This window comes from Algoriphagus jejuensis, assembly GCF_039523455.1.
GTDB lineage: Bacteria > Bacteroidota > Bacteroidia > Cytophagales > Cyclobacteriaceae > Algoriphagus > Algoriphagus jejuensis.
This window is the reverse complement of the sequence record NZ_BAAAFI010000010.1, coordinates 109,051-134,219: the sequence shown is the minus strand read 5'-3', so window position 1 is coordinate 134,219 and position 25,169 is coordinate 109,051. Positions and strand designations below refer to the sequence as shown.

At 47.3% G+C, this 25,169-nt stretch carries 19 protein-coding genes; 7 read left to right on the top strand and 12 right to left on the bottom strand.

Going from position 1 to position 25,169, the window contains the following annotated elements:
- Window positions 1–2: 2 nt before the first annotated feature.
- Window positions 3–668 (bottom strand): hypothetical protein, encoded by a 666-nt coding sequence (locus tag ABD031_RS11455; protein ID WP_343851519.1) that lies wholly within the window; start codon window positions 666–668, stop codon window positions 3–5.
- 132 nt (window positions 669–800) lie between these two features.
- Between ABD031_RS11455 and wecB the strand changes: the two genes are divergently transcribed.
- The gene (gene wecB, locus ABD031_RS11450) at window positions 801–1,895 is read left to right on the top strand and encodes a non-hydrolyzing UDP-N-acetylglucosamine 2-epimerase (protein WP_343851517.1); all 1,095 of its coding nucleotides are present in this window, start codon (window positions 801–803) and stop codon (window positions 1,893–1,895) included.
- Window positions 1,892–2,374 (top strand): cupin domain-containing protein, encoded by a 483-nt coding sequence (locus tag ABD031_RS11445; RefSeq protein ID WP_343851515.1) that lies wholly within the window; start codon window positions 1,892–1,894, stop codon window positions 2,372–2,374. Before wecB ends, ABD031_RS11445 begins: the two co-directional genes overlap by 4 nt.
- Here ABD031_RS11445 and ABD031_RS11440 read toward each other — a convergent pair.
- The 7 genes from ABD031_RS11440 to ABD031_RS11410 form a co-directional block, all read right to left on the bottom strand.
- On the bottom strand, window positions 2,366–2,668 hold the full coding sequence (locus tag ABD031_RS11440) for a hypothetical protein (RefSeq protein WP_425542748.1): 303 nt from the start codon (window positions 2,666–2,668) through the stop codon (window positions 2,366–2,368). The two genes, ABD031_RS11445 and ABD031_RS11440, sit on opposite strands and share 9 nt — an antisense overlap.
- A 167-nt stretch (window positions 2,669–2,835) precedes the next feature.
- Window positions 2,836–3,312, bottom strand: a complete 477-nt coding sequence (locus ABD031_RS11435) for a hypothetical protein (RefSeq protein WP_343851513.1) — start codon at window positions 3,310–3,312, stop codon at window positions 2,836–2,838.
- Window positions 3,313–3,493: 181 nt separating this feature from the next.
- Window positions 3,494–6,358 carry a TonB-dependent receptor gene (locus tag ABD031_RS11430; RefSeq protein WP_343851511.1) on the bottom strand — a complete coding sequence of 955 codons (2,865 nt, stop codon included), beginning with the start codon at window positions 6,356–6,358 and terminating at the stop codon, window positions 3,494–3,496.
- A 123-nt stretch (window positions 6,359–6,481) separates the two neighbouring features.
- Window positions 6,482–7,717: a hypothetical protein gene (locus ABD031_RS11425; protein ID WP_343851509.1), complete on the bottom strand. Its 1,236-nt coding sequence runs from the start codon at window positions 7,715–7,717 to the stop codon at window positions 6,482–6,484.
- Window positions 7,718–7,902: 185 nt separating this feature from the next.
- Window positions 7,903–8,874, bottom strand: coding sequence for an AAA family ATPase (locus ABD031_RS11420; RefSeq protein WP_343851507.1), 972 nt, complete (start codon window positions 8,872–8,874; stop codon window positions 7,903–7,905).
- A gap of 117 nt (window positions 8,875–8,991) precedes the next feature.
- Window positions 8,992–9,627 (bottom strand): pseudouridine synthase, encoded by a 636-nt coding sequence (locus ABD031_RS11415; RefSeq protein ID WP_343851505.1) that lies wholly within the window; start codon window positions 9,625–9,627, stop codon window positions 8,992–8,994.
- Between the two features lie 11 nt (window positions 9,628–9,638).
- The gene (locus tag ABD031_RS11410; RefSeq protein ID WP_343851503.1) at window positions 9,639–9,815 is read right to left on the bottom strand and encodes a hypothetical protein; all 177 of its coding nucleotides are present in this window, start codon (window positions 9,813–9,815) and stop codon (window positions 9,639–9,641) included.
- A 352-nt stretch (window positions 9,816–10,167) separates the two neighbouring features.
- Here ABD031_RS11410 and ileS point away from each other — a divergent pair, with 352 nt between their 5' ends.
- From ileS to ABD031_RS11385, 5 genes are all read left to right on the top strand, one after another.
- A complete protein-coding gene (gene ileS / locus ABD031_RS11405) occupies window positions 10,168–13,539 on the top strand; it encodes an isoleucine--tRNA ligase (protein WP_343851501.1) in 3,372 nt (1,123 codons plus the stop codon).
- An 11-nt stretch (window positions 13,540–13,550) separates the two neighbouring features.
- Window positions 13,551–14,174 carry a lipoprotein signal peptidase gene (locus ABD031_RS11400; protein ID WP_343851499.1) on the top strand — a complete coding sequence of 208 codons (624 nt, stop codon included), beginning with the start codon at window positions 13,551–13,553 and terminating at the stop codon, window positions 14,172–14,174.
- A gap of 201 nt (window positions 14,175–14,375) precedes the next feature.
- Window positions 14,376–17,312, top strand: coding sequence for a DEAD/DEAH box helicase (locus ABD031_RS11395; protein ID WP_343851497.1), 2,937 nt, complete (start codon window positions 14,376–14,378; stop codon window positions 17,310–17,312).
- 224 nt (window positions 17,313–17,536) lie between these two features.
- Window positions 17,537–18,886: a PhoH family protein gene (locus tag ABD031_RS11390; protein WP_343851495.1), complete on the top strand. Its 1,350-nt coding sequence runs from the start codon at window positions 17,537–17,539 to the stop codon at window positions 18,884–18,886.
- A 276-nt stretch (window positions 18,887–19,162) separates the two neighbouring features.
- A complete protein-coding gene (locus ABD031_RS11385) occupies window positions 19,163–19,393 on the top strand; it encodes a hypothetical protein (RefSeq protein WP_343851493.1) in 231 nt (76 codons plus the stop codon).
- Window positions 19,394–19,522: 129 nt separating this feature from the next.
- Here the strand turns inward: ABD031_RS11385 and ABD031_RS11380 are convergent, their stop codons facing one another.
- From ABD031_RS11380 to uvrA, 4 genes are all read right to left on the bottom strand, one after another.
- Window positions 19,523–20,278: a LytR/AlgR family response regulator transcription factor gene (locus ABD031_RS11380; protein WP_343851490.1), complete on the bottom strand. Its 756-nt coding sequence runs from the start codon at window positions 20,276–20,278 to the stop codon at window positions 19,523–19,525.
- A 111-nt stretch (window positions 20,279–20,389) separates the two neighbouring features.
- Window positions 20,390–21,121 carry a LytR/AlgR family response regulator transcription factor gene (locus tag ABD031_RS11375; RefSeq protein ID WP_343851488.1) on the bottom strand — a complete coding sequence of 244 codons (732 nt, stop codon included), beginning with the start codon at window positions 21,119–21,121 and terminating at the stop codon, window positions 20,390–20,392.
- The gene (locus tag ABD031_RS11370) at window positions 21,118–22,188 is read right to left on the bottom strand and encodes a sensor histidine kinase (RefSeq protein ID WP_343851688.1); all 1,071 of its coding nucleotides are present in this window, start codon (window positions 22,186–22,188) and stop codon (window positions 21,118–21,120) included. Before ABD031_RS11370 ends, ABD031_RS11375 begins: the two co-directional genes overlap by 4 nt.
- 83 nt (window positions 22,189–22,271) lie before the next feature.
- The gene (gene uvrA / locus ABD031_RS11365) at window positions 22,272–25,103 is read right to left on the bottom strand and encodes an excinuclease ABC subunit UvrA (RefSeq protein ID WP_343851486.1); all 2,832 of its coding nucleotides are present in this window, start codon (window positions 25,101–25,103) and stop codon (window positions 22,272–22,274) included.
- Window positions 25,104–25,169: the final 66 nt, after the last annotated feature.

Here is a 25,169-nt window from a genome sequence, read left to right as displayed (position 1 = left end):
CCTCAATTGGTTTGGATTGCTTCTACTTCGACTTTGGCGAGGGACCACGACTCATCACAGATCGGATCGGGAGAATTGTTTGCAGTAAGTTCATCTCCCATGAATATCCTTACGCTCGGGTTTGAATGCTCGATCAACTTCGACACACTGTACCGTGTGGTATAATTGGGAGTAGTCCCAAAGATGCAAAGACCTGGCAAGTTGGTTTGTATCGCTCCTGACTTCGGGACATTTTGCCTGAAGTAGTCATTGGGGTAGGACTGGTACAAGCAATAGGTCGAGGCGCAGGGAGAGTTTGAAAAGGTAGTCCTGAAGATCTCCACGCCATCATTGCCCATATACCAAAAGTCTGGCCCCCCGAACCCATCGTCTGGATTACCGTCCCAACTGTCGTGAACCAAAATATCGATGGTGATTTTAAGGTAGTTGTGCGTCGGAAGGTTCGGAATGGAAACCGCCACTTCCTCATTGTGGTAATATCCTACGACCGTATCGTTTTGAAATACGAAAAGTCTTGCGTTCTCAAATCCTGCAAGATCCAAGTCTGAAAAATCATTGGAATACGCGATCTGCTCCGTCTCAACGGTTGGCAGGCAGGAAGTCATGAAAATTCCCATACCAAAAAGCATCCAAACCCGAAGATAACTTCTCCAACTAATCTTTTCCATTTATTCCGAATTACTCAAAAAACACGCCGGCAAAGAAACGAAAATCTATCCAAACAGAGCACATCAATCTGATGAAAGACACTGCCGCTCCCCTCGGATTACCTATTATTGCGTAACAATCCTGAACCGTTTATGCCCACTTTTACCATAGTTGCCGGAGCGAGACCCAATTTCATGAAAATCGCTCCGATCATCCACGTTTTTCAGTCTCAACAAAAAGCTGGGCTAGTTGTTCATTACCGATTGGTACACACAGGACAGCACTATGACCGAAAAATGTCCGGGGACTTTTTTGATCAATTGAATATCCCAGAGCCACACGCAAACTTAGGCGGTGGCGGCGGTACCCAAGCGGAGCAGACCGCCGCGATCATGATTGCTTTCGAAAAGGAACTGCTGGAAAACCGTCCCGACCTAGTCATCGTGGTGGGCGACGTGACCAGTACCCTGGCGTGCTCCATTGCTGCCAAAAAGCTCCAGATTGATGTCGCCCATGTCGAGGGAGGCATCCGATCCGGAGATCTCTCTATGCCGGAGGAAATTAACCGAATGGTGACTGACAGCATCACCGATCACTTCTTTACCACCTCCGAGATCGCCAATTATAACCTGCGGAAAGCCGGATTTTCGGAGGACAAAATCCATTTCGTGGGCAATACCATGATCGACACGCTCCTGGCTCAAATGCCATTTTTCAAAAAACCTGAAGGTCAGACCTTCGAAAATCTACAGACTGGTAACTACTTCGTGATGACGATGCACCGTCCGGCAAATGTCGATCAGGAACAATCGCTCAAAGCCATGATTGATGCGATCTTAGAAGGGACTGGCGGCTTGCCCATCTTTTTCCCTGTACATCCACGCACTGCGAAGAACCTCCAAAATCTAGGAATCGAGGATCCGAACCTACATTTATGCGAACCACTCGGCTATCTTGAGTTCAACTACCTAGTGAAAAACGCCAAAGGCGTCATCACCGATTCAGGAGGAGTGACCGAGGAAGCATCCGTAATGAATGTGCCCTGCTTGACACTCCGAGACAACACTGAGCGCCCCGAGACCGTCAATCTGGGAACCAATGTGCTGGTCGGAACAGACCCCAAGAAACTCAAGCCTTATCTGGACAAAATCATGAAAGGAGACTGGAAAAAATATCAGGGAATTCCGCTGTGGGATGGAAAGACTGCCAAAAGAATAGTAGACATATTGGTAAAGTCGTACTCATGACCGAAAAGCGCATCGACGAATTGATCGAAAAACTGAGAATGACAGCTCACCCGGAAGGTGGGTTTTACGCTGAGACTTATCGCTCGAACCAAGAGCTGGAGACGGCAAATGGCGAAAGGAACCTCGCTACCTCGATTTTTTTCCTCCTGCGCTCTCAGGACGTATCTCATTTCCACCGGATACAGAGCGACGAACTTTGGTTTTGGCACGAAGGCAGCCCACTTGCTGTCCATACATTGGGAGAAAAAGGCCATCAAATCCTGAAACTGGGACCGGTGGATCAAGCCGGTACATCCCCACAACAGTTGGTTGCCGCCAACACGATCTTTGGGAGTACCGTGGACGAACCGGATAGCTATGCCTTGGTTTCCTGCGTAGTTGCCCCAGGTTTTGACTTTAGGGATTTTGAGTTGTTCGAGGCGAAGGACTTGCTGCCACTCTTCTCTGAGGCGTCAGAGATTATTGAAAAACTAACCTAAACGTATTTCTCCATACTTGAGGATCAAGGCCAGTTGCCCTGCATGATAGGCGGTGTGCGTGGTGATTCTTCCCAGCGCTTCCGCTTTTGATTTTCTTCCAAACTCCTTGGTCACGACGATATCGGCCCAGTTTTCTTGAATCAAGATCGCTTTCTCAAGCTCCGCCGCAGCGTAGCCGGAGATTTCTTTGAGTTCACCTAAGTCAACCCATTCACCCGTATCTCTTCCTGCAATCAGCGTTTTTGCGACGATTTTTACTTCCGAAAGCCCAAAGACATTTTTTGCAAAAAGCAGCTCTACCTCGGCAATATGTCTTATCAGGAACCCCGCCGAGTTGGGACTGTCTCCTATTCGTTTTCAAAGGTCCGATTCCTGAGCTGCATCGAGCAGTTTGGTAAATCGGGTTCTACCTTCCTTCCACAGGGAAATGATTTCTGAGTTCATTTTGGCTATTGGTTTGGTCAATCCACCCAACCCCAAGGAGCGTCGGGCACCTCAATGGGTTTGGTAAGATCGAATTTCACAGTAAAGAGCGTAGGCGTACCCAGTCTTCTCAAATTATAGGTAAAGGCCGTCTCGTCCAAAGTAATCCACCATACATTGCCCACGGCCGCTGGAAGCACGTCGGCTGTAAACTGGTCGGCAGGGAAAAACTGCACGGTCGGCGAACCTGTATTACTGGCCATTCCACCATATTGAGTCACGGTATCTTCGCTGCCATCTTCGTGTCTGTGATCGTGCTTGAGCTGGATCAGGCCATTTTCTTCCCTAGTCAAAACCCAAGTACGGGATCTGTCCTCTCCCACAAAAAACGGAACCCGAATTCGCCCGTCTTCACAGGATCTCACATGCATCACCAACCTACCGGCAAATCTCGGATCAGAATCAGGAGAAACTAATTCTCCTTCAAAAGCCTGCCCACAATGAGAAACAAGCACTGCCCAGAACTACTCTGAGCCAGATTTCTCTTGGGCGGCGAGTTGAAGTGAAAAGAAAACCAGTGCAACGGAAAGGAGGTATTTCATGCGAATTTGATTTTCTCCTAAAGTAACATTTTCATTTTCATCAAAACGAAAAAGGCTCCCAGAAGGAGCCTCAGTCGGTTGTGGTAGGTTGTTTTTAAAAAGAAAAGGCAACATTGAATTTGATCTTGGTACCCGGCGCAAGGCTGGTGAAGATCTGATCTTGAGCGCCATAAGAGCTGAAGACCATCTCCCGCTTTTGGTTCAGGATATTTTCTACGCCCAATCCCGCCTGGATTCTTTCGTCCGCGCCAAATGACTTGTTTAAATTGAAATTCACCGAGTGAAATGGCACCGAGAAGGTATCTGTCCTGTTACCAAAGCCAACGTAATTAAGTGTCGATCCCTGGACGTTGTAGAACAACCCGGCCTCCAGCCCTGTCAGATAGCTATTGTACGACAGACCTGTATTGATGATGAATGGAGCCTGCCCAGCCATCACTCGGGTATCGTCTACGACTTCTCCTTCTTTCGCCGAGTTTTGTCTCGATCTCAACTCCGACTCAGACATCCTGATCTTAGAATCAGTCACGGTCACGTTGGTATTCCAGTGGAAATTTTCCAAAGAAGGAGCCAAGCCTCTCAGGGATTTTCTGAATTCAAATTCCAAACCAGCTACTGAACCGTTGCCGACATTTCTTGGCTGGAAGGTACCCGGATCGGAGAGGAACTGTACCATTTCGATCGGTCTGTCAAAGGTTTTGTAGAACGCGCTGACGGAGAACATTTCACCCCGCTGCTGGAACAGTTCCCATCTCAGGTCGAAGTTGTTAATCTGAGTAGAAGTCAGATTTCCGTCCCACAATACTTCGCTGCCGCCGTTGGTTGTCTCTCGGTACAGACCGCCTATGAATGTTCTACCGGAAATCGGGTCAAGAATTTCTGCATAGGACATCTCCTTGAAGGAGGGTCTTGCGGTCGTCCTGGATGCCGAAAGTCTCAAATTCTGGTTTTCCTTTAGGTTGTAGATCAAATTCACTGTCGGGAAGAAATCCAAGTCGTCCAGCATTTCCACTAGATCAAATACAATATCTCCTGTCTGGTTAGTTCCGGTATAGTATTGGTTAAACTGCTCCACTCGCAATCCGACCACTGCTTTCAACTTCTCAGCTGGATTCAGCTCCATGGATGCATAGCCACCCATAGTCGTCGCATACGCTTCGTATTCATTTGGGTTGGTTGGGATGAAGTCTGGATTGTATCGCACGCCATTTCTGTTGTCTGCCGAAAAAAGGTTTTCCTCGTCTAGGATTTGGTTGGGATCGCCCGTCAGCTGAGTGTCGCCGGTTGGGAACTGGAAGCTTTGAATATTGAACAATCGATGCTTGAAGGAGTAGCTGCCGCCAAATTTCAACTTCGCGTCTCTGTTCCAAAGGCTCATATTTCTGGTGATGTCACCCTTACCGTTCAGGTTTTCCTCCTGTAGCGATCTCCAGATCCGCGTCGGAAGCCCCACCTCTGTGGAGATGTTGTTGGTAGGTTGTCTGAAACGCGTGAATCTGATATCAGGGTCTTCAATCGAAGACAAGGTTGGGGCTACTTTCCAGCTCAACTCCCAGTCTCTACCGTTGAAAAAATGCGTGCCTGAAAGCAGAATGCTGGTAAGTGCTCGCTGGCTATATTCCAGATTGTATTGCGTTGCTTCGAAGTTTGCACCCAGGTTGGTGTTTTGGAATGCGAACGTGCCCGCCTTGGATTCACCGTTCTGTAGGTGAAGTACGTTGAGCTTGAACTTTGATGCGTCGGTTTTTAGTGCAATCCCAGCCATTCCGCCAAGTAGCACATTATTAACACCGTAGTCACCACGCTGTTGTTCCAAAGCTTCCAGCTCAGTCTCATTGGCGTCGATCGGCTTTGCATAGAGGTTAAACTCTGCACCTTGGTAGAATTCTGTTTCGTTTTTGTAGGTCACAGCAGCATTGTAGCCCCAGGTCACTTTCGGTCTTGCTATTTGATTTCCCAGGGAAAAAGAAAGCCCAAAATCCATCAAGCTGGACTGACGTGTACCGCCGAGCGTCTTGTTAAAGTCACCCAGAATCTGCTGGAACTCCAAGCCAGCCGGACTGTTGGGATTGCCCACCACCTGGCCGTACTGGGGGATGTCCGTTCTTCCGCCGGTAGGGATTGCGCGGGTACCATCGTCAAAACCCAAAAAATCTGTTTTGCCACCTTGGTAAGTGATGTAATTGTTGTTGAAGTGCATGGACGGATTAATACCCCCCGAGATGCCCAACTTCATGGTTTTTTCCTCCGGAAAATCCTTGGTCTCGATGTCTACCACGCCTCCGGTAAAGTCAGCTGGCAGGTCCGAAGTAAAGGACTTAGATACGATGATGTTGTCAATTACATTGGTCGGGAAGATGTCCATTTGGATCGTGTTACGATCTGGATCCAAGCCAGGTACATCCATGCCATTTAATACGGTCTTGGTATATCTATCACCGAGTCCTCGAACGTAGACATATTTGCCACCTTCGATAGAGACTCCCGTCACACGCTTGACAGCAGATGCTGCGTCTCCGTCACCGATCTGACGGAAAGTGCTTGCAGAGATCCCGTCCAGCAAGTTGGGAGCGCCTCTTTTAACAGACATCAACGCCGACTCCGTGGTACGGATGGCGGCAGCCTGTACAGTGACGGTCTCCAACTCAGACGCATCTTCCTTCATCAAGACGTCTTGAAGAACATTGACCTGACCCGCTTCGACAATGACCGTAGTGAGCTCAAATGTGGTATAGGAAAGGTAAGAAGCTTGGATAGTGTAAGAACCTGGAGCGACTTGGATTTCAAATTTACCATCGAAATCAGTCACTGCACCAGTGGAAAGTTCTTTGACCAAGATAGACACTCCAAACAGAGGTTCACCTGTCGATTCTTCATAAACGGCCCCGCGGATGGTTCCATTTTGTGCGAAAGCAAATCCTGTCAACAATTGGAACAGTACGAGGAGTACGATTGCCATGGATGTCTTAAGGACTGATGTAGAGTTTGTGTTCGTTTTCATACAGCTGTAGAAAATATTCTTGAAAGGGACCCAAAAAAGAAGGATCCTTGCAAGACCTTCTTTTTTGGGAGGTTTTTTTGATTATTTGAAATCAGCAAGCGCGTTAGCAGCAGAAGCCCAAGTCCAAGTGTTGAAAGCAGACTTGTCAGCTCCTACCGTGTTAGCTTTGGCAGCTACAGTGCTTGCTTGTGCAGATGTTCCATTTTTGAACGCATCGGTAAGAGCAACTCCTTCTGCCAAGGTTGCTTCTAGCTTAGAAAAGCTTAGGATACCTCCCGCGAAGTTGGCAATTGTGTTGTCTCCGCTAAGAGATAAATCGCCTCTGCCGGCGTTGTTGTTAGCAGATGGTGCCGGGAAGTTAAAGAAGTAAAGGTTTGAAAAAGCGCCTCTTGCTCCTGCCCTGAAATCACCGAATTCAGAACTTGGGTGGCCTTTGATAGAACCGTTTTTCACCGTGTGAGCAGCATTGTAAGAACCTTCGGGTCCGTCGATTTCCAGCGCGTGGTCAGTATTGACGCCACAGATTACGATAAAATTGTCCAAGGTACCAGCCCAAGACTGATCGGTATCTACCGCGTCATCACCAGAGTTCCAGATCAAAGCGTTTTTTACGGACACTGTTCCACCAAACCATTCGATTCCATCATCTTGGTTTGCTACGACTTCGATATTTTCGATCACTGTACCAGAACCTACTCCACCAAGGGTCAAGCCGTTGATTTCGTTGCCTTCCCCGATGTTAGCACCGCCGTGACGGATAGAGATGTACTTCAAGACACCTGAATTATCCAGATCGTCGTTGCCTCCGTAAAGTCCGTTGATATCAGAAGCAGGTACACCTTCGATTTGAATTTCCGTCACATCACCAGCGAAAGATCCCTTTGCACGGCCCATGATCATCAAACCTCCCCAAAGACCTTCCAACGTTGGCTCCATGTTTGGAGAAGCGATCTGACCTGGAGTGATTTCGTCAGCTACGGAAGTAAAAATAATCGGCTGAGCCGCGGTTCCTTCAGCCATGATCTTGGCACCTCTCGCGATGATCAGGGCGGTAGCATTGGCACCTGATCCGACTTGACCTTTGACCACTACTCCTGGCTGGATAGTCAAAGTAACGCCTGAGGTTACTGCAATTCTTCCCGCGAGTACATAAGTCTTGCCTGTTTCCCAAGTTGTGTTGGATGAGATATTAGAAGTAATCTCGACACTCGATCCTCCACCCTGATCTGTATCAGGTTTGTCGTTTCCTTCGATACAGCTAGTAAGTCCAAAAAAGGAAGCTGCTAATACCGCTAAAAGGTAATTGTACTTTTTCATTTGGTATAAATTGAATTGTGGTTTTGCTCGTTTGATGCTGCAAAACTGGTTTCAATTTTTCCCGCAAGAGAATTTTGCTGTTTATGCTTTTTTTAAAAAACCAGACAGAATTTAATATTGAATTAACAGTGAAAACAAAAAAAAAGGCTTTCCGCTGGGAAAGCCTCTACATGCCTGATTCAATGTTACTTCAATGTTACGGACTTATTAATCGGCACCTTTTCAAGCAGTGTTTTTACCAAGGCTCTGGTACTTACATTGTCTGCCTCAGCTTCATAATTGAGCAAAATACGGTGATTCAGTACGTCTTCGGCTATTTCTTTGATGTCCTCCGGGAGCACATAGTCACGGCCATCCATAAAGGCAACCGCTTTCGCGGCCAAGTTTAGATTGATGCTCGCTCGTGGTGAAACACCAAACATGATGTACTTCGCCTCGTCCTTCAATCCATATTGCTGAGGAAACCTCGTGGCAAACACCAACTCGATGATATAATGCTCCAAAGGCTCAGCCATATTGACCCCGTTGATCTCACTTCGGATGTCAAAAATATCCTGCTTGGATAAGATCGGTCTGACTTCGGAAGTATACTGCATATTAGACATCCGGCGCATGACTTCCATTTCGTCGGCTTTGCTCGGATAGTCGATGTGGACTTTCATCATGAATCTATCTACCTGAGCTTCTGGCAATGGATAGGTTCCTTCCTGATCTACTGGGTTTTGAGTAGCCAAAACCAAAAAGGGTCTGTCAAGGGCAAAGGTGGTTTCCCCGATCGTTACTTGTTTTTCCTGCATGGCTTCCAGCAAGGCGGACTGAACCTTCGCCGGCGATCGATTGATCTCATCAGCCAAGATAACATTGGAGAAGATAGGGCCTTTTTTCACTTCGAAAGTCGCCGTCTGCTGATTGTAAATCATCGTCCCGATCAAGTCGGATGGCAGCAAATCCGGCGTAAACTGAATTCGGTTGAAATCCAGATGCAGTACCTTGGCCAGGGTATTCACAGTGAGGGTTTTGGCCAAGCCCGGCACCCCTTCAAGTAGGATATGTCCGTTGGTGAAAAGTCCAATCAAAAGGCGGTTGACCATCTTATCCTGTCCTACCACTACCTTTTTTACTTCCTGAATTACTTCGGCGATTTTTTCCTGATGCATGAAAACTAATATTAGATGCCTGATTCGGCTGGCCTAAAATAGGGGATTTTGTACCAAAGGACAATCTTATCAATGATAAGTGGAAATGCCTTGGTTAAGCGGTCATTTTAGGATTTTTTAAGATCGCCTCCCACCTCGGCTCTTGGAGGACGCGTTGCCGGTTTTTGCAAAGCCTGTCAAACCCAGCTGATGATACACCGTCTTCTCATCCAGCTCCAGGATTTCTCCGGATTGCATACCCGAAATGTTGATTTTTTCCATGGAAAAACGCACCAACCTTAACGTCGGAAATCCCACTGCAGCAGTCATCTTCCTCACCTGGCGATTTTTCCCCTCGATCAAAGTCAACTCTATCCAGGCGTCGGGGATCGAGGCCCGATAGCGAATCGGCGGATTCCGCTCGGGTAAAACGGGTACCGGATCAAGGATTTTTGCCAAAGCTGGTTTGGTCTTGTAGTCTTTCCCATCGACATTGATCGTGACACCAGAGCGCAGCTTAGCCAAAGCCTCTGGCGTCGGAATCCCCTCCACCTGCGCCCAGTAAGTACGCTGATGCCCGAAGCGTGGATTAAGCAAATGGTGGTTGAGCACCTTGTCATCGGTGATGAGGAGAAGGCCTTCACTGTCTTTGTCCAGACGGCCGACCGGATACACATCCCGGGGAAAATCGCCGAGAGAGGCCAATGTGGGCCCCTCTCCGCTGAATTGTGTCAAAACCCCGAAGGGCTTATATATAATGAAGTAGCTAGCCAAATCCGTGAATATTAGCTTCCGCAGCCAATGCAATCGAAGTGCGAATCTATCGGCTTCACTCCTTTGAGTTGCATCTCCAGATTGTGGATTTCGTCCCGAGCCTCCATGTCTGCAAACATGTCTCCGGTCAATTTTCCTTTCAAAGCGGCGATTGCTTCTTCCAGTGCTTGTTTCTGTTGTTCGGTCATAAAAGTGAGATTTTGAGTGATGATTGAGTCGATTAAAATAGGCGAAACCGGAAAATAAGTTCCGACCGCTGGTAGATTTTTTGGCACAAAAATAAGGCCAGCTGAGGATCAGTGAAATAGGTTATCGTCAAAAGGATTTCGGTTGTTGATTTCTGTTTTTCCCGGACAGGGTAGATAGAAGTTTTGGCCAATCAAAAAATTATTTCCCCGAACAGTTCGCCTGATGTGGGTGTATTTTAAAAATCCTTCTCTCCAAAAAGCCCAATTCTTCTATCTTTGTGCCTTGTTTTGAGCGGCATGGCCATCTAGCCCTTCGCTTTTCTTCACCTACTCGCCCTTAAGAAAGGAAATTGTGAAAACGTACCAGGAATTTAAGCAGGTGGATTATCCGCAAATCGGAGAATCCGTCCTTCAGTATTGGAAAGAAAATCAGATTTTCGAAAAGTCCATCACCAACCGGGAGGGAGCGGAGACCTTCACCTTCTTTGAAGGACCGCCTTCGGCCAATGGCACTCCCGGCATTCACCATGTGATGGCCAGAGCCCTGAAGGATATTTTTTGCCGATACAAGACCCTGAAAGGTTTCCAAGTGAAACGCAAGGGCGGATGGGATACCCATGGCCTGCCCGTAGAACTTCAGGTCGAAAAAGAACTCGGCATCACCAAGGAAGACATTGGTAAGAAAATCTCTGTCGAGGAATACAACCGCAAATGCCGCGAGACGGTCATGCGCTTCAAGGGTGAATGGGATGACCTTACAGAAAAAATCGGCTATTGGGTCGACCTGGACGATCCATACATCACCTTCGAACCAAAGTACATCGAGTCGCTGTGGAGCTTACTAAAGAAGCTCTATGAGAAAGATCTCCTCTACAAAGGCTACACCATCCAGCCTTATTCACCTGCGGCAGGCACTGGCCTTTCCTCCCACGAGCTAAACCAACCGGGCACCTACAAGGACGTGAAGGATACGTCAATCACCGCTCAGTTTAAACTGAAAGGTGAGGCAAACACCTACATCCTGGCTTGGACGACCACGCCTTGGACACTGCCCTCTAACTCGGCGCTTGCCATCGGCGAGAACTTGGATTACGTGAAAGTGAAAACTTTCAACCCTTACACCTTTGAGGCAGTAACGGCAATCTTGGCAAAAGCCAGAATGAACGCCTATCTCAATCCTAAGGCTGCGGACCTCAAAATCGAAGATTACCAAGCTGGGGATAAGCTGATCCCTTTCGAAGTCATTGAAGAATTCAAAGGCAAAGCCATGCTGGGCTGGGAATACGAGCAGCTATTTCCAATCGAGGCCTTGGCGCTTCCAAATCCAGCCTTTACTGTCGTATCCGGAGACTACGTCACTACCGAAGACGGTACGGGTATCGTCCACCTGGCCAAAGCTTTTGGTGCGGATGACTTTCGAACTTTGGTACAAAACAAGGTGCCGGGAGTCTTTGTCCAAGACGAGCTCGGCAATGAGATTCCGGTCGTGGATAAGCGTGGCAAATTTCTGCCGGTAGTCGGGAAATATTTGACTGCAAAAATGAAAGAACATGGAATCACCGCACACAAAGAGTATGGTGTGGACGACTTCTATGTGAAAAACTACACAGAGGACGATGAAACTGCAACGGACTACAAAAACACCGATGTAATCATCTCGATTATCCTCAAGAATGAAAACAAAGCCTTCAAGGTCGAAAAATACGAGCACACCTACCCGCATTGCTGGAGAACCGACAAGCCGATCCTCTACTATCCGCTGGAAAGCTGGTTTGTCAAAACCACCGCCTACAAGGATCGCATGGTCGAGCTCAACAAGACCATCAACTGGAAGCCAGAGGCAACAGGCACAGGCCGTTTTGGCAACTGGCTGGAAAACCTCGTGGACTGGAACCTTAGCCGCTCCCGCTTCTGGGGCACGCCACTGCCGATCTGGAGAAGCAGCGACGGCACAGAGGAGAAATGCATAGGATCCATCGCCGAATTGAATGCCGAAATCGAGCAATCGATAGCAGCGGGTTTTATGGAAAAATCTCCTTACGAAGGCAAGGAGCTCGACCTGCACAGACCCTATGTCGATGACGTGATCTTGGTTTCTGCCAAAGGCGAAAAGATGTTCCGCGAAGCAGATCTGATCGACGTTTGGTTTGACTCTGGAGCTATGCCCTATGCGCAGTGGCATTATCCATTCGAAAACGAAGACATCTTCAAAGCCAACTATCCTGCGGACTACATCGCCGAAGGTGTGGATCAGACTCGGGGTTGGTTCTTTACGCTCCATGCCATCGCTGTGATGCTGTTTGACAGCGTAGCCTTCAAAAATGTAATCGCTAACGGTCTCGTACTGGACAAAGCCGGCAACAAGATGTCCAAGCGACTGGGCAACGCGGTCGATCCTTTCAAGACCTTGGAAGAGTACGGCCCGGATGCCCTCAGATGGTACATGCTCAGCAATGCCAACCCTTGGGACAACCTCAAGTTCAACCTGGACGGAGTGACAGAGGTGCAGCGACGCTTCTTTGGCACGCTTCAAAACACCTACAATTTCTTCGCGCTGTACGCCAATCTCGATGCCTTCGTCTATGACCAGTCCAATGCGGTGCCGGTCAAGCAACGGGCCGAGCTCGATCAGTGGATCATCTCCAAACTTCAGACTCTGATCGCTGAGGTGGAAGAGGCGATGGACAATTACGACGGAACCAAAGCGACGCGAGCCATCATGAACTTCACGGTGGATCAGCTGTCCAACTGGTATGTACGTCTCGCAAGAAAACGCTTCTGGAGAGGTGACATGAATTCCGACAAACAGGCCGCTTACGAGACCCTGTACGAGTGCCTGCTCTCACTTAGCCAACTGATGTCCTCCTTTGCTCCATTCTATGCAGACTGGATGTACAAGAACCTGAATGAAGCTGGCGAAAATGGAGCAGAGTCCGTCCACCTCACTGATTGGGTTTCTGCTGACAAAGCGCTAATCAACGCAGATCTGGAAGAAAGCATGAGCCTGGCCCAGAATATTTCCTCATTGGTTCACTCCCTGCGAAAGAAAGAAAAACTGAAAGTGCGTCAGCCGCTGCAAAGAATTCTGATTCCTGTGCTTTCTGCAAAAACAAAAGCACAGATCGAACATGTAAGTGAGCTGATCAAGTCCGAAGTCAACATCAAAACCATCGAATTCCTGGATGATGCATCCGGAGTATTGGTAAAAAATGTAAAACCCAACCTCCCTGTTTTAGGTAAAAAGTTGGGTCCGAAGATGCGCTTCGTGGTCGCAGCTATCAACACATGGACACAGGAGGACATCGCTCAGATTGAGCGGGACGGCAAGATCGCAATACCGATTGAAGGGGAGTCTTTCGACTTGCTTCTAGACGAAGTTCTGATTACGTCCCAAGATATTCCGGGCTGGTCAGTCGCTACCGATCAAGGTGTGACTGTGGCCCTGGACGTGACCTTGACTGACGAGCTTCGACAGGAAGGTGTGGCCCGAGACTTGGTCAACCGGATCCAAAATCTGCGAAAAGAGATGGGATTGGAAGTGCAGGATAAAATCAACATCATTGTGTCCGAAGACAACGAACAGGTAAATGCTGCCGTCAGCGCCTTCGGTCAGTACATCCAGTCCGAAACCCAGGCGTTGAAACTAACGCTGAGCGAAATCACAAACGGAACCGTATTGGATATGGATGAGTTCGAATTGGCCGTAAAAGTAGAAAAGGTCTAAGCCTGCAACAGATGAATAATAAGTATATCAAATATTTCGGGATTGCCCTATTGGTGATTGCGATAGATCAGGTGGTTAAGATGCTGGTACATTTTGAGATGGACTTTGGCACCCCGGGTCAAATCCCGATTTTCGGAGACTGGTTTAAGCTTCACTACACCACCAATCCAGGGATGGCTTTTGGGATGGAGCTGGGCTCAGAGTATGGCAAGATGATCCTGACCTCCTTCCGGCTGGTGGCGATGGTAGGGATCGGCTACTACCTCACCTATATCATCGACAAAAAAAATCACCCGGTCTATATTCTATGTATCGCAATGATACTCGGTGGTGCGATCGGCAACTTGGTCGATTCGATCTTCTACGGCGTTTGGCTCGACAATGCCCCTTATAATGCCCCAACTGCCTGGTTTCATGGCCAGGTAGTAGACATGTTTTACTTTGACATATGGGAAGGTTATGTACCCGAGTGGGTTCCCCTGTGGGGAGGTAGTTATACTGCGCTTTGGCCGATCTTCAACGTAGCAGATGCATCTATATTTATAGGAGTAGCAATAATTTTGATTTTCCAAAACCGCTTTTTCCCTGAAAAAATAGAGGAAACTACTTCTGAAAAATCAGAGACACCTTATTGAGTTCAGAAATAATCCAATCTAAGGCCCGAATTTTTAAATTTTGGGCCTTTTTTATGACTTTTCTTAAAAAAATTTGAGCTTACTTCTCAAATGAGAGCGCTTTTTGAGTAATTTCCGATTTGTATACCCCTATACTAACCTTAATCCCCAAATATATAGCACGAGCATCTTATTTCATTTGCTATATATAACCCTATTATTATGATAGTTCATTCAGACCGACCGTTTCAAATAGTATATTCCATTTTCAGTCATGAATATTTAGGATTGCTATTCGAATCTTTCGCGGTGCAACTGGATGAAAAGGGAAGACTCTCGCTCGCCTATCAAAATATAAGTTCTGCCAACGCGGCGGATTTTGATTCCGGAATAGACAAGACGGACTATGCCCTGATCAAGCTGATGGATTCCATGCAGCCGGAGGTGGTCATCAAGCCATACATGAAAAAGAACAACCTGCGTCCCAAGGAATATTTAGCCAAAATTTTTGACTCAAAAACAGAGGATAAAACGATCCAAGAGCTGGTGTTCAGAAATCTTGAAATCAAAAGATCCAAGATTCTGCCACTGTTGAAGGGCAAGCGGCTATTCGAAATGGCCTCTGACGGCAACCCGGTTTGGAAGGAAATCGAAGTGAACACCGAGCCCGCAAAGATTGTTTTTCACTTCGAAAAAGGAGAATATAACACTCAATATTACCCCCGAGTCAAACACGAGGGCAGGCCGCTCGAATGGCAGCACAAGGACGGATACCTGATCTGCAAGGATCCCGCATGGCTAATCGTCAACCAGCAACTCTATCACTTCGACAAGGAAATCGATGGCAAAAAACTCCAACCTTTTCTGACCAAAAGCCGGATTATGGTTGAGCGCAAGTTTGAGCCGCAGTACTACCGAAAGTTTGTGACGGCCCTCATCACTCAGTTTGACGTGTATCCGACAGGCTTTCAGATTCACACCGAGCAGGGTACGCCGGAGGCACTACTCACCTTCAATGAACTCCCTGGCGGAACTGGGGCTGACCTTTTCGGAGAAGATTTAGACACCACGAATGAGGATGTAATCGTCTTCCAGCTTCGATTTAAGTATGGAGAATTTGACTTTGAGATCATGTCAAAGGACAAAGAAGGCAGCGGAAATTCCTGTCGGTTTGAAGAAAAAGACGGAGAATTTACCTACTGGAAAACCATCCGAAGTGACCAGATCGAAAAAAGATTTGAGACTATCCTGAAGAAAAAACAGATGGTTTTTTCCCATGGAAAATTCGCCCTGCCCAAGACCAAGGCCTTCGAATGGCTGGGGAACTACGAAGACTACTTGAAGGAAAACAAGATAAAAATCGAGCAGCGGGGTAGCCTAAGCGGCAAAACATTCCATATCGGCAAAGCCCAAATCACGATTGAAGTCAATGAAAATATCGATTGGTTTGACGTCAAAGCTCAAATAAAATTCGGCGTTTACTTGGTTCCTTTCGTCAAGATCAGAAAACTGATCATGCAGGGGAAAAGCGAATTTGAACTTCCAAACGGGGAAACCGCCGTCATCCCCGCATCTTGGTTTGTGAATTATTCGGAGTTGTTCAACTTCATTGAGGAGCGCTCTGCTGAGGAACTCGTCCTGCGCAAACATCACCTGGCATTCGCACGCGAACTCCAAAACGGGGAATTGATCCGACTCAACCTCAGCCTCAAGCTCGAGCGTTTGAGAAACTTCGATGCGATTGACGATTACGAGCTTCCTGACAATTTCGAAGGAATTCTCCGCCCCTATCAGCATGCGGGATACAACTGGCTGCGTTTTTTGAACGACTATCAATTTGGCGGATGCTTGGCAGATGACATGGGTCTAGGGAAGACGGTCCAGGCTTTGGCTCTCTTGGCACATGAGAAAGCAGAAAATCCGGGATTCACCTCTCTGCTCGTGATGCCTACTTCCCTGATTTACAACTGGGAACTGGAGGCTAAAAAATTCACTCCAGACCTGAATATTCTGGTGTACTCCGGCACGCAGCGTCTCAAAGATCCCTGGAAATTCAGAGGCTACGACGTCGTGCTGACCTCTTATGGGATCGTGAGGATGGACATTGATATCCTCAAGGACTTCTATTTCAACTACGTCATCCTGGACGAATCGCAGGCTATCAAAAACCCCACGTCCAACATCGCAACCGCGGTCAACAAGCTTAAAAGCAAGCGTCGACTTATCCTCACCGGTACGCCGGTGGAGAATGGTACCATGGATCTCTGGTCCCAGATGAACTTCGTCAACCCGGGACTATTGGGCAATCAGAATCTCTTCAAAAAGCAATATCTCGTGCCGATCGAAAAGCAAAACGATCGCGAAAAGGCCAGCCGCCTTAATGCGATGATTAAGCCCTTTATCCTCAGGAGATTGAAGTCACAAGTCGCCAAGGACCTACCCGAAAAGCTTACCAACGTCAAATACTCCGACATGACACCGGAGCAGGAAAAGGTGTATCAGGAGATCAAAACCTACTACCGGGAAAAAATCATTGGTGAACTCGATGGCGGTGGCAGAGGCACGCAGCAGTTTACTCTCCTTCGCGGCCTGACTCAGCTGCGCCAGATCGCCAACCATCCCAAACTCACCAGACCAGACTATGAAGACGGTTCCGGAAAGCTGGAGGACATCACCTACATGCTGCAGGAGACGATCTCTGAAAATCATAAAGTACTTGTCTTTAGCCAATTCGTAAGACACCTGAGTATTGTTCGTGCCTATTTGGATGAAAATAACATCCCATACGCATACCTAGATGGTGCCACCAAAGACCGACAGGGCCAAGTTGAGAGTTTCCAAAACGATGAAAATATCAAAGTATTTCTCATCTCTCTCAAAGCTGGCGGAGTGGGATTGAACCTCACTAAAGCTGAATACGTGTTTCTGCTGGACCCTTGGTGGAATCCGGCGGTAGAAGCTCAGGCCATCGACCGTGCGCACCGAATCGGTCAGGAAAACAAGGTCATCATCTACAAATTCATCACCAGAGGCACTGTCGAAGAAAAAATCATGGCGCTCCAAGACCGCAAGCTTGCCCTCGCGGGCGAGCTGATTAGCAATGAAGAGAGCTTTATGAAAAGCTTGGACAACGAAGACATTCGGGCTTTGCTGGATTAGGACTTAAATTGGCAGCGTAGTAGAGGTGATAAAGATTCAGGCGCAGTAATTGTCCTAAATCTTTATCACCTTCGCTACTTTGTAATCATTTTTATCAATTTGACTGTCAATTCGGTACCTACTATTTGACAATTCTTAACCATTATTTATTTGGGATTCCTAGCTTTTCATAGGGATATTTTTCTAAATTAATTCTACACAGTACCACTCCAATTTTCCTGCGCATGCCTAGAGCCAAGTCCGATAAAGATCGGAAAATCTTTGTGCTGGACACGTCCGTGATCCTTTATGCACACAACTCCATCATGAATTTTGCCGAGCACGACGTCGTAATCCCGATCACCGTGCTGGAGGAACTTGACCAGTTCAAGAAGGGCAATGACACCAAGAATTTTGAAGCCCGTGAATTTATCCGATTGCTGGATAAGCTGTCCGCGGATCACATGATTCATGAATGGACGCCGCTCAACGGAAAGACCAAAGGCAACTTCAAGGTCATGATGCAGCATCCAAAAAATGAGAGGAATGCTATCGAGATCTTTGGCGATGACAAAAACGACAACAAAATCCTTAACGTCGCCGTGCATCTCATGGAAACCGAGACGACCCGGAAGGTTATCTTGGTCTCCAAAGATATCAACCTCAGACTGAAGGCCAAGTCGCTGAATGTAAACGCCGAAGACTACGAAACCGGGAAAATCAAAAATATCACTGAGCTCGAAAACACGGGGAAATATGTGATGGACGATGTGGATCCCGAATCTATCAACAAGCTTTACGAGCAGGGATACGTCGAAGCCAAAAATATCCTGGGGACGCGAAAGCGCAAGTCAAATGCCTTCTACATCCTAAAAAATGAGAAGAACTCGGTGTTGTCCTACTTCAACTCAGAGGAAAATGTACTCGAACGGGTAGATAAGCGACTGGCCTACAATATCAAACCGAAGAATGCAGAGCAAACCTTTGCCCTGCATGCGATCATGAATCCGGCCATCAAGCTAGTTTCGATCCAAGGGGTGGCGGGTACTGGAAAGACTTTGCTGGCACTCGCCGGAGCATTGGAGCAAAGAAGGGAATACAAGCAAATTTTTCTGGCAAGACCGATCGTCCCGCTTTCCAATAAAGACATTGGCTACCTACCTGGCGATATCAAATCCAAGCTCAATCCCTACATGGAGCCGCTCTGGGACAACCTGAAGTTTATCCAAAATCAATACAAGGAGACCGATAAGGAATTTCAAAAGATCAGCGAACTGGTTAATCAGGAAAAGCTGGTCATTCAACCTTTGGCCTACATTCGGGGCAGATCGCTTTCAAATATCTTCTTCATCGTGGATGAGGCGCAAAACTTGACACCACATGAGATCAAGACTATCATCTCCAGAGCCGGGGAAAATACGAAAATCGTCTTTACCGGCGACGTCTTCCAAATCGATACGCCGTATTTAGATTCACAATCCAATGGCCTGTCTTACCTGATTGATCGGGTCAAAGACCATCCTCTCTATGCGCACATCAAGCTGGAGAAAGGCGAACGATCTGAGTTGGCTAATTTGGCGAATGAGTTACTGTAGCTCCATAAATTGAATCTATTTCAACATTGGCGCAAGGCTTGGGACTTGCGCCTTTTTTATTGAAAAGACACAGTTTCGCAGATTTGCTGAATTTGCCACCATTTTTATGTAACCAAACGTCGCCAACTTTTTTGTCCGCCATTGGCAGTATGGTGTACGCAAGCGAACAGGCACAAAACTCAAAAAGGGCTAATCTGATAAATCAAGGCCTTTTTTAGAGTTTGGTCGCCTTTTGGCATAAGGAGATATACAAAACAAACCAACATTATTACTGCCATGACTACTGCAATCTTTTCTCAAAAAAACGTCTGTGCGGCACTGGGATTTGCGATGGCAATCACTATCGTGCTCAAAGCAAAAGCTGAAACCAGCCTTGCACAGCAAACTGCCCGATTTGAACTTACTAAACCAACTCCACAAATCGGATTTGAAACTGACAAAAATCCTGAAATCCATCAGGTCAGCATCTACAAAATTGAAAAGTCCCGGACTTCCGGGACCTCCTAAAGAAAAACCTCGTAAGGGTTAATTTGGTTGATTGTTTGGTTAATCTAAAGAGGCGGGTTATTACCCGCCTTTTTGTTTTAGGAAGGGACAAACCCTCCAAGGGTTCAAAACCCAGAGGCCATCTGCTTATCAGCTTTCAGTAATGGTATTCAATTTGGCCAGAAACCCATTATAGTATTGACGGCCTACTTGGATCACGCCACCTTGCACAAGCATGATCTCCTTGGTATTAAAACTCTCGATCTGACCTAAGTGGACGATGTAGGACTTCTGAACTCTTAGAAAAAGGTGAGCCGGAAGGATATCTTCAATCTCCTTCATGGATTTCCTAATGCTGTATTCCCGGTTTTTGGTAAAGATAGTGACCATGTTGCCATTGGCTTCCACATAGTAAATATCGTCGTAGTGGACGCGCTCAAAGGCATTGTCCGCCTTAATAAACACGGCATCATTGACTAGAAATGGACTTTCAGTACCGGATTTTATGACAGCCGCTTCCGGTGCTGGCTTTGTACGCTTATTGTAGAGCACAATCTCCACGATGGCGTGAATGTCGTTGGTATTAAAGGGTTTGACAATGAATCCCGCAGGAGCAATTCGCTTGGCCCGCTCGATGATCGTGGGATCACTGTAGGAAGTCACAAAGACAAGGGGCGCATCGACCATTTGCTTGATTATTTCTCCCAGCTCGATCCCGTCCTTGTCGCCCTTCAGTTTGATATCCATGAAGATCAGATCGGGCCGATACTTTTTGATAACTTTGATGCACTGATTCGCAGAGTTTGCAATGTCGATATTCACATAGCCCAAAAGTTCGAGTATTTCTTGTATGTTCTCTGCAATACTCAGATCATCCTCAACTATTAATATTCGTTCTTCTTTCATAGGGTTAGTGATTGGATTAGAAAAATAGTTTTCGGCTTGCTAAAATCACCGATAATCAAAGGTGAATTTTTTCTTCGGAAAATCAAATACCTTTTTTTGCCTATGAAAAAATTAAAGGCTCATCATTTCTTTAAACCGAGCAGCCTGTCTACGACTTACTTCAATCCTGTCACCACCTTTGAGCGTCACCACCAAGCCCCCGTTAAACCAAGGTTCAATGGCCTCGACCCAACCCAAGTTGATGATATGTTTCCGACTAGCGCGAAAAAAAGATTTCTCATCCAAGCGTTCATCCAGCGCATTCAGCGACTTGTGGATCATCGGTTTAAAGTTGTCAAAATACACTTTGATGTAATTGCCGTCTGATTCAAATAGTCGCACATTGGACAACCTGACAAACCAGCAGCGATCCCCATCCTTTACAAAAACTTGGTCTTCAAGAGTTAGCTTCTTAAGATTAACTGAAGATTCCTCATCTCTTTTGGATACCTCTTCGATTTTGCCCAGTAGTTTGTTGATCGCATCCTCCAGCCTTTTTGGTTCGATGGGTTTGAGCAGATAGTCTAAGGCATTTACTTGGAATGCCTTAAGGGCATATTCATCGTAAGCGGTGGTGAAGATGACATGCGGAACATGATCCAACTCCTCCAGCAGGTCAAAGCCCGTTTTCTCCGGCATCTGGATATCGAGAAAAATAACATCAGGCTGAAGCTGTTCGATTTTTTCTTTGGCATCATCCACATTGACCGCCTCTCCTACCACTTCCACAGTTTCAAGTTGGTTGAGAAGGTTGATTAATTCTTTACGCGCAAGTCTTTCATCGTCTATTACAATGGCTCTCATAGTTGTTGAGTTTGATATTCTAAAGTAACTCTTTGTTTGGGAATTTTGATTTCAGTGATCACGAATTGGCTTCCGGAGTTGAAAATCCGAAAACTCGCCTCCTCTCCATAGAGCAGCTTGAGCCGTTGTCGAGTGTTTTCCAATCCGTGTCCTCCGCCCTCTCGTTTGGATTTTTTAGCGTTCGAATTGAGAAACCCGCTATTTTTCACTTGAATATACAACTCATTTTCGAGTCCCTCCCGACACTTGATCTCGATCAAGCCACCTTTGACCAGATTGGATATTCCGTGTTTGATGGCATTTTCCACAATAGTCTGAAGCATCATTGGCGGGATTTTGTAGCTGTAAGATTCCTCTTCAATCAGGTACACCACTTCCAGCCGCTCTTCAAATCGGATGGATTCCAAAGCCAAATAGTCCTTGACGGTCGCCATTTCATCGGCAAAATCGATGACTTGCTTTTTGTCCATCATGAGCGAAAACCGCAGCATATTGGAGATTTTGGTGATCGCAGACTTGGCTTTCTCGGGATCTTCATCGACCAAGGCACGCACCGAGTTCAACGCATTGAAGATAAAATGCGGATTCAATTGGCTCTTCAGGTGGTTGAGCCGAATCTCGTTGATCTTGGCTTCGTACCTCAGGCCACTGTTATAATTGTCCAGAAAATGGAACAGGAAATACAGTAAAAACCAAAAGGCATAGTAGAGGAAACTGACAAACAGGTTGACAGAGATCACCAGAAATCTAAAATCATCTTCTGGCTTCAATGTTCCGAAAGCCAGGTTGATTAGGATTTGTGCAAGGACATTGACAACGGCCAAAATCTGCAAGGCCAAAATAGTCTGGAACAGTAACCTGAAAATTCCAAACCTAAACCACCCATACCGCTTGACCAAATGTCGAAAGGCATGCGTAGACAGGAGGTAAAATGCAGCAAGCACTACAAACGCCCATAGCTGCACTGGCGTAATTCCCTGTGAAAGCGAGGCAAAAAAAATGTTGACAAAGGCAAAACATCCCCAGCCCAAGATTTGCAACAACCAGTAAAGCCCAACTCTGTTCATAACTGGTACAAAGTTAGCCGTGCCGGAGGATCGCTCGCTCATATTTTGATAGAAGGCTGAGACACTTGATTTTCGAGCTATTTTCACGAGTTTAACTCGAGCTTAAGAAATCTACCGGTATGACTTTTGGGATGCGCAGCAACTTCCTCGGGTGTTCCCTGTACAACGATTTCGCCGCCTTTGTTTCCGCCCTCAGGCCCTAAGTCGATAACCCGGTCGGCTACTTTAATCACGTCCAGATTATGCTCGATGATCAAGACCGTGTTCCCTTTTTCAACCAATTTTTGCAAGACTCCCATCAAGAGATCGATGTCCTGGAAATGCAGTCCGGTTGTAGGCTCATCGAGGATGTAGAAAGTCTTTCCAGTGTCTTTCTTCGAGAGCTCGGTCGCCAACTTAACCCGCTGTGCCTCACCTCCAGAGAGTGTGGTAGCATGCTGACCCAAGGTGATATAGCCCAAGCCGACCTCGCTTAACGTGCGGATCTTTCGGAGTATTTTAGGCTGAAATTCAAAGAACTCCACCGCCTGCTCCACGGTCATGTCCAGGACGTCGGAAATTGATTTCCCCTTAAATCGGATTTCCAATGTTTCCCGATTGTAGCGTTTGCCTTTACAGGTCTCGCAGGGAATGTGGACATCGGGGAGAAAGTCCATCTCGATCAGCTTCATGCCGGCACCTTCGCAGTCCTCGCATCTTCCCCCTTTGACATTGAAGGAAAAACGACCCGGCTTGTATCCACGGATTTTGGCTTCCGGCAATTCGGTAAAGAGCGTCCGGATATCGGAGAAAACACCGGTATAGGTTGCGGGATTGGATCGCGGAGTCCGGCCGATTGGAGACTGATCGACCTCGATGACTTTGTCGAGTTCCTTCAGCCCTTCGATGCTTTTGAATGGCATCGGCTCCTTTTTGGAATTGTAAAACTCCCGATTCAAAATCGGATACAGCGTCTCGTGGATCAGCGTACTTTTCCCGCTTCCAGATACACCCGTGATCAAGATTAAGGTGCCTAGTGGAAGTGCCAAGGTCACATTTTTCAGGTTGTTGCCTGTAGCTCCTTTCAGCACCAAACTGGTTCCTTTTCCTTTTCTTCGCTCTTTTGGTATCGGCAGGCCGATCTTTCCGCTGAGGTATCTCGCCGTGACTGAGCCGTTGTTGAAGATCTCGCTGGGTTTGCCAGCTGCGACCACATGCCCGCCATGTCGTCCGGCTCCCGGCCCCATGTCGAGCACAAAATCCGAAGCCAGCATCATGTCTTTGTCGTGCTCCACGACCAGAACTGAATTACCCAAGTCACGAAGACTTTGGAGGGCCTTGATCAGCTTCTCGTTGTCTCGCTGATGCAGGCCAATGCTGGGTTCGTCCAAGATATAAAGAACACCGACGAGCTGCGTACCGATCTGGGTGGCCAAGCGAATTCGCTGGGCTTCGCCACCGGAAAGCGTGCGCAGCGGTCGATTCAGCGACAGATAATCCAGTCCGATATCCAGCAAAAAGCCGATCCGCTTTCGGATCTCCTTCAGCACTTCTGCACCGATGATTTGCTGCTTTTCGGTCATTCGGCTTTCCAAGCCCTCAAACCATTCGCCCAAACTTCTGATATCCATCACGGCCAGTTCGCCGATGTGTTTTTCGTCGATCTTGAAGTGCAGCGCTTCCTTCTTTAGACGATAGCCGTCGCAGTCTGGACAAGTCTTGGTCACGGTAAATTCACTGACCCATTCCTGAATCCTATCGGAAGATCCTTCCTGATATTTCTGAAGAAAATTGACTATCCCTTCGAAGGTCGTATGCCATTGTGTGCCCGGATATTTCACCGAATCGACCGCTACCTCTACTTTGTCTCCAAAGAGCAAGACCTGCACCACTTCCTCAGGGAGATCCTTGATCGGCGTACTCATGCTACATTTGTAATGCTTCAGGATCGCCTCGATTTTTTTGAAAATCCAGATGTCACGATACTCTCCCAACGGGGCAATGCCGCCACGGGTGATGCTTAGGCTCGGATCAGGAATAATGCTTTCCCGGGTGATTTCTTCAGTTATTCCCAGGCCGTTGCAGGTCTGACAAGCACCATACGGAGAGTTAAATGAAAAGGAATTGGGAGCCGGCTCGTCGTAGGAAAGCCCGGTTTCCGGATCCATCAGGTACTTGGAAAAATGATGGATTTCTCCATCTTCCTCGCGGATCATGATCACACCCTTCCCATGCTGCAACCCGGCTTTCAGCGATTGAGTGATGCGGAATCGGTCCGATTCTTCCGCCACGATCCGGTCGATGACGATTTCTATGTCGTGGATCTTGTATCGGTCGAGCTGCATCTTGGGCACGATATCCATGACTACATTATCCACGCGCACTTTGGAAAAGCCCATCTTGCGGATCTGCTCGAAAAGCTCCCGGTAATGTCCTTTTCTACCTTTGACCACTGGAGCAAGGATGTAGAGCTTTTTATCCAAAAACTTGGAAAACAACTGCTCGATGATCTGATCCTCAGTCTGACGGATCATCTTTTTCCCAGTCATATAGGAATAGGCCTCCCCAGCTCTAGCGTACAAAAGACGCATGAAATCGTATATTTCAGTCACCGTGCCGACCGTCGAACGGGGATTTTTGGAAGTGGTCTTCTGCTCGATGGCAATCACCGGCGAGAGGCCGTTGATCTTGTCCACGTCGGGTCGCTCCATTCCACCCAAAAACGAGCGTGCATACGCCGAAAAACTCTCCATGTAGCGCCGCTGCCCCTCGGCATAAATCGTATCAAAAGCCAGCGAACTCTTTCCACTGCCCGAAAGTCCAGTCACGACCACCAGCTTGTTGCGGGGGATTTTGATGTCCAGATTTTTCAGATTGTGCTCTCGGGCTCCAAAAATTTCTATAAATTCTTCCTGTGAAGCAGGGCTTTGACTCATGGGAAAGGGGAAAATTAACTAAGCAGCGAAGGTACAATTTTTTGAAGGGTCGAGCCATCAAGCCGC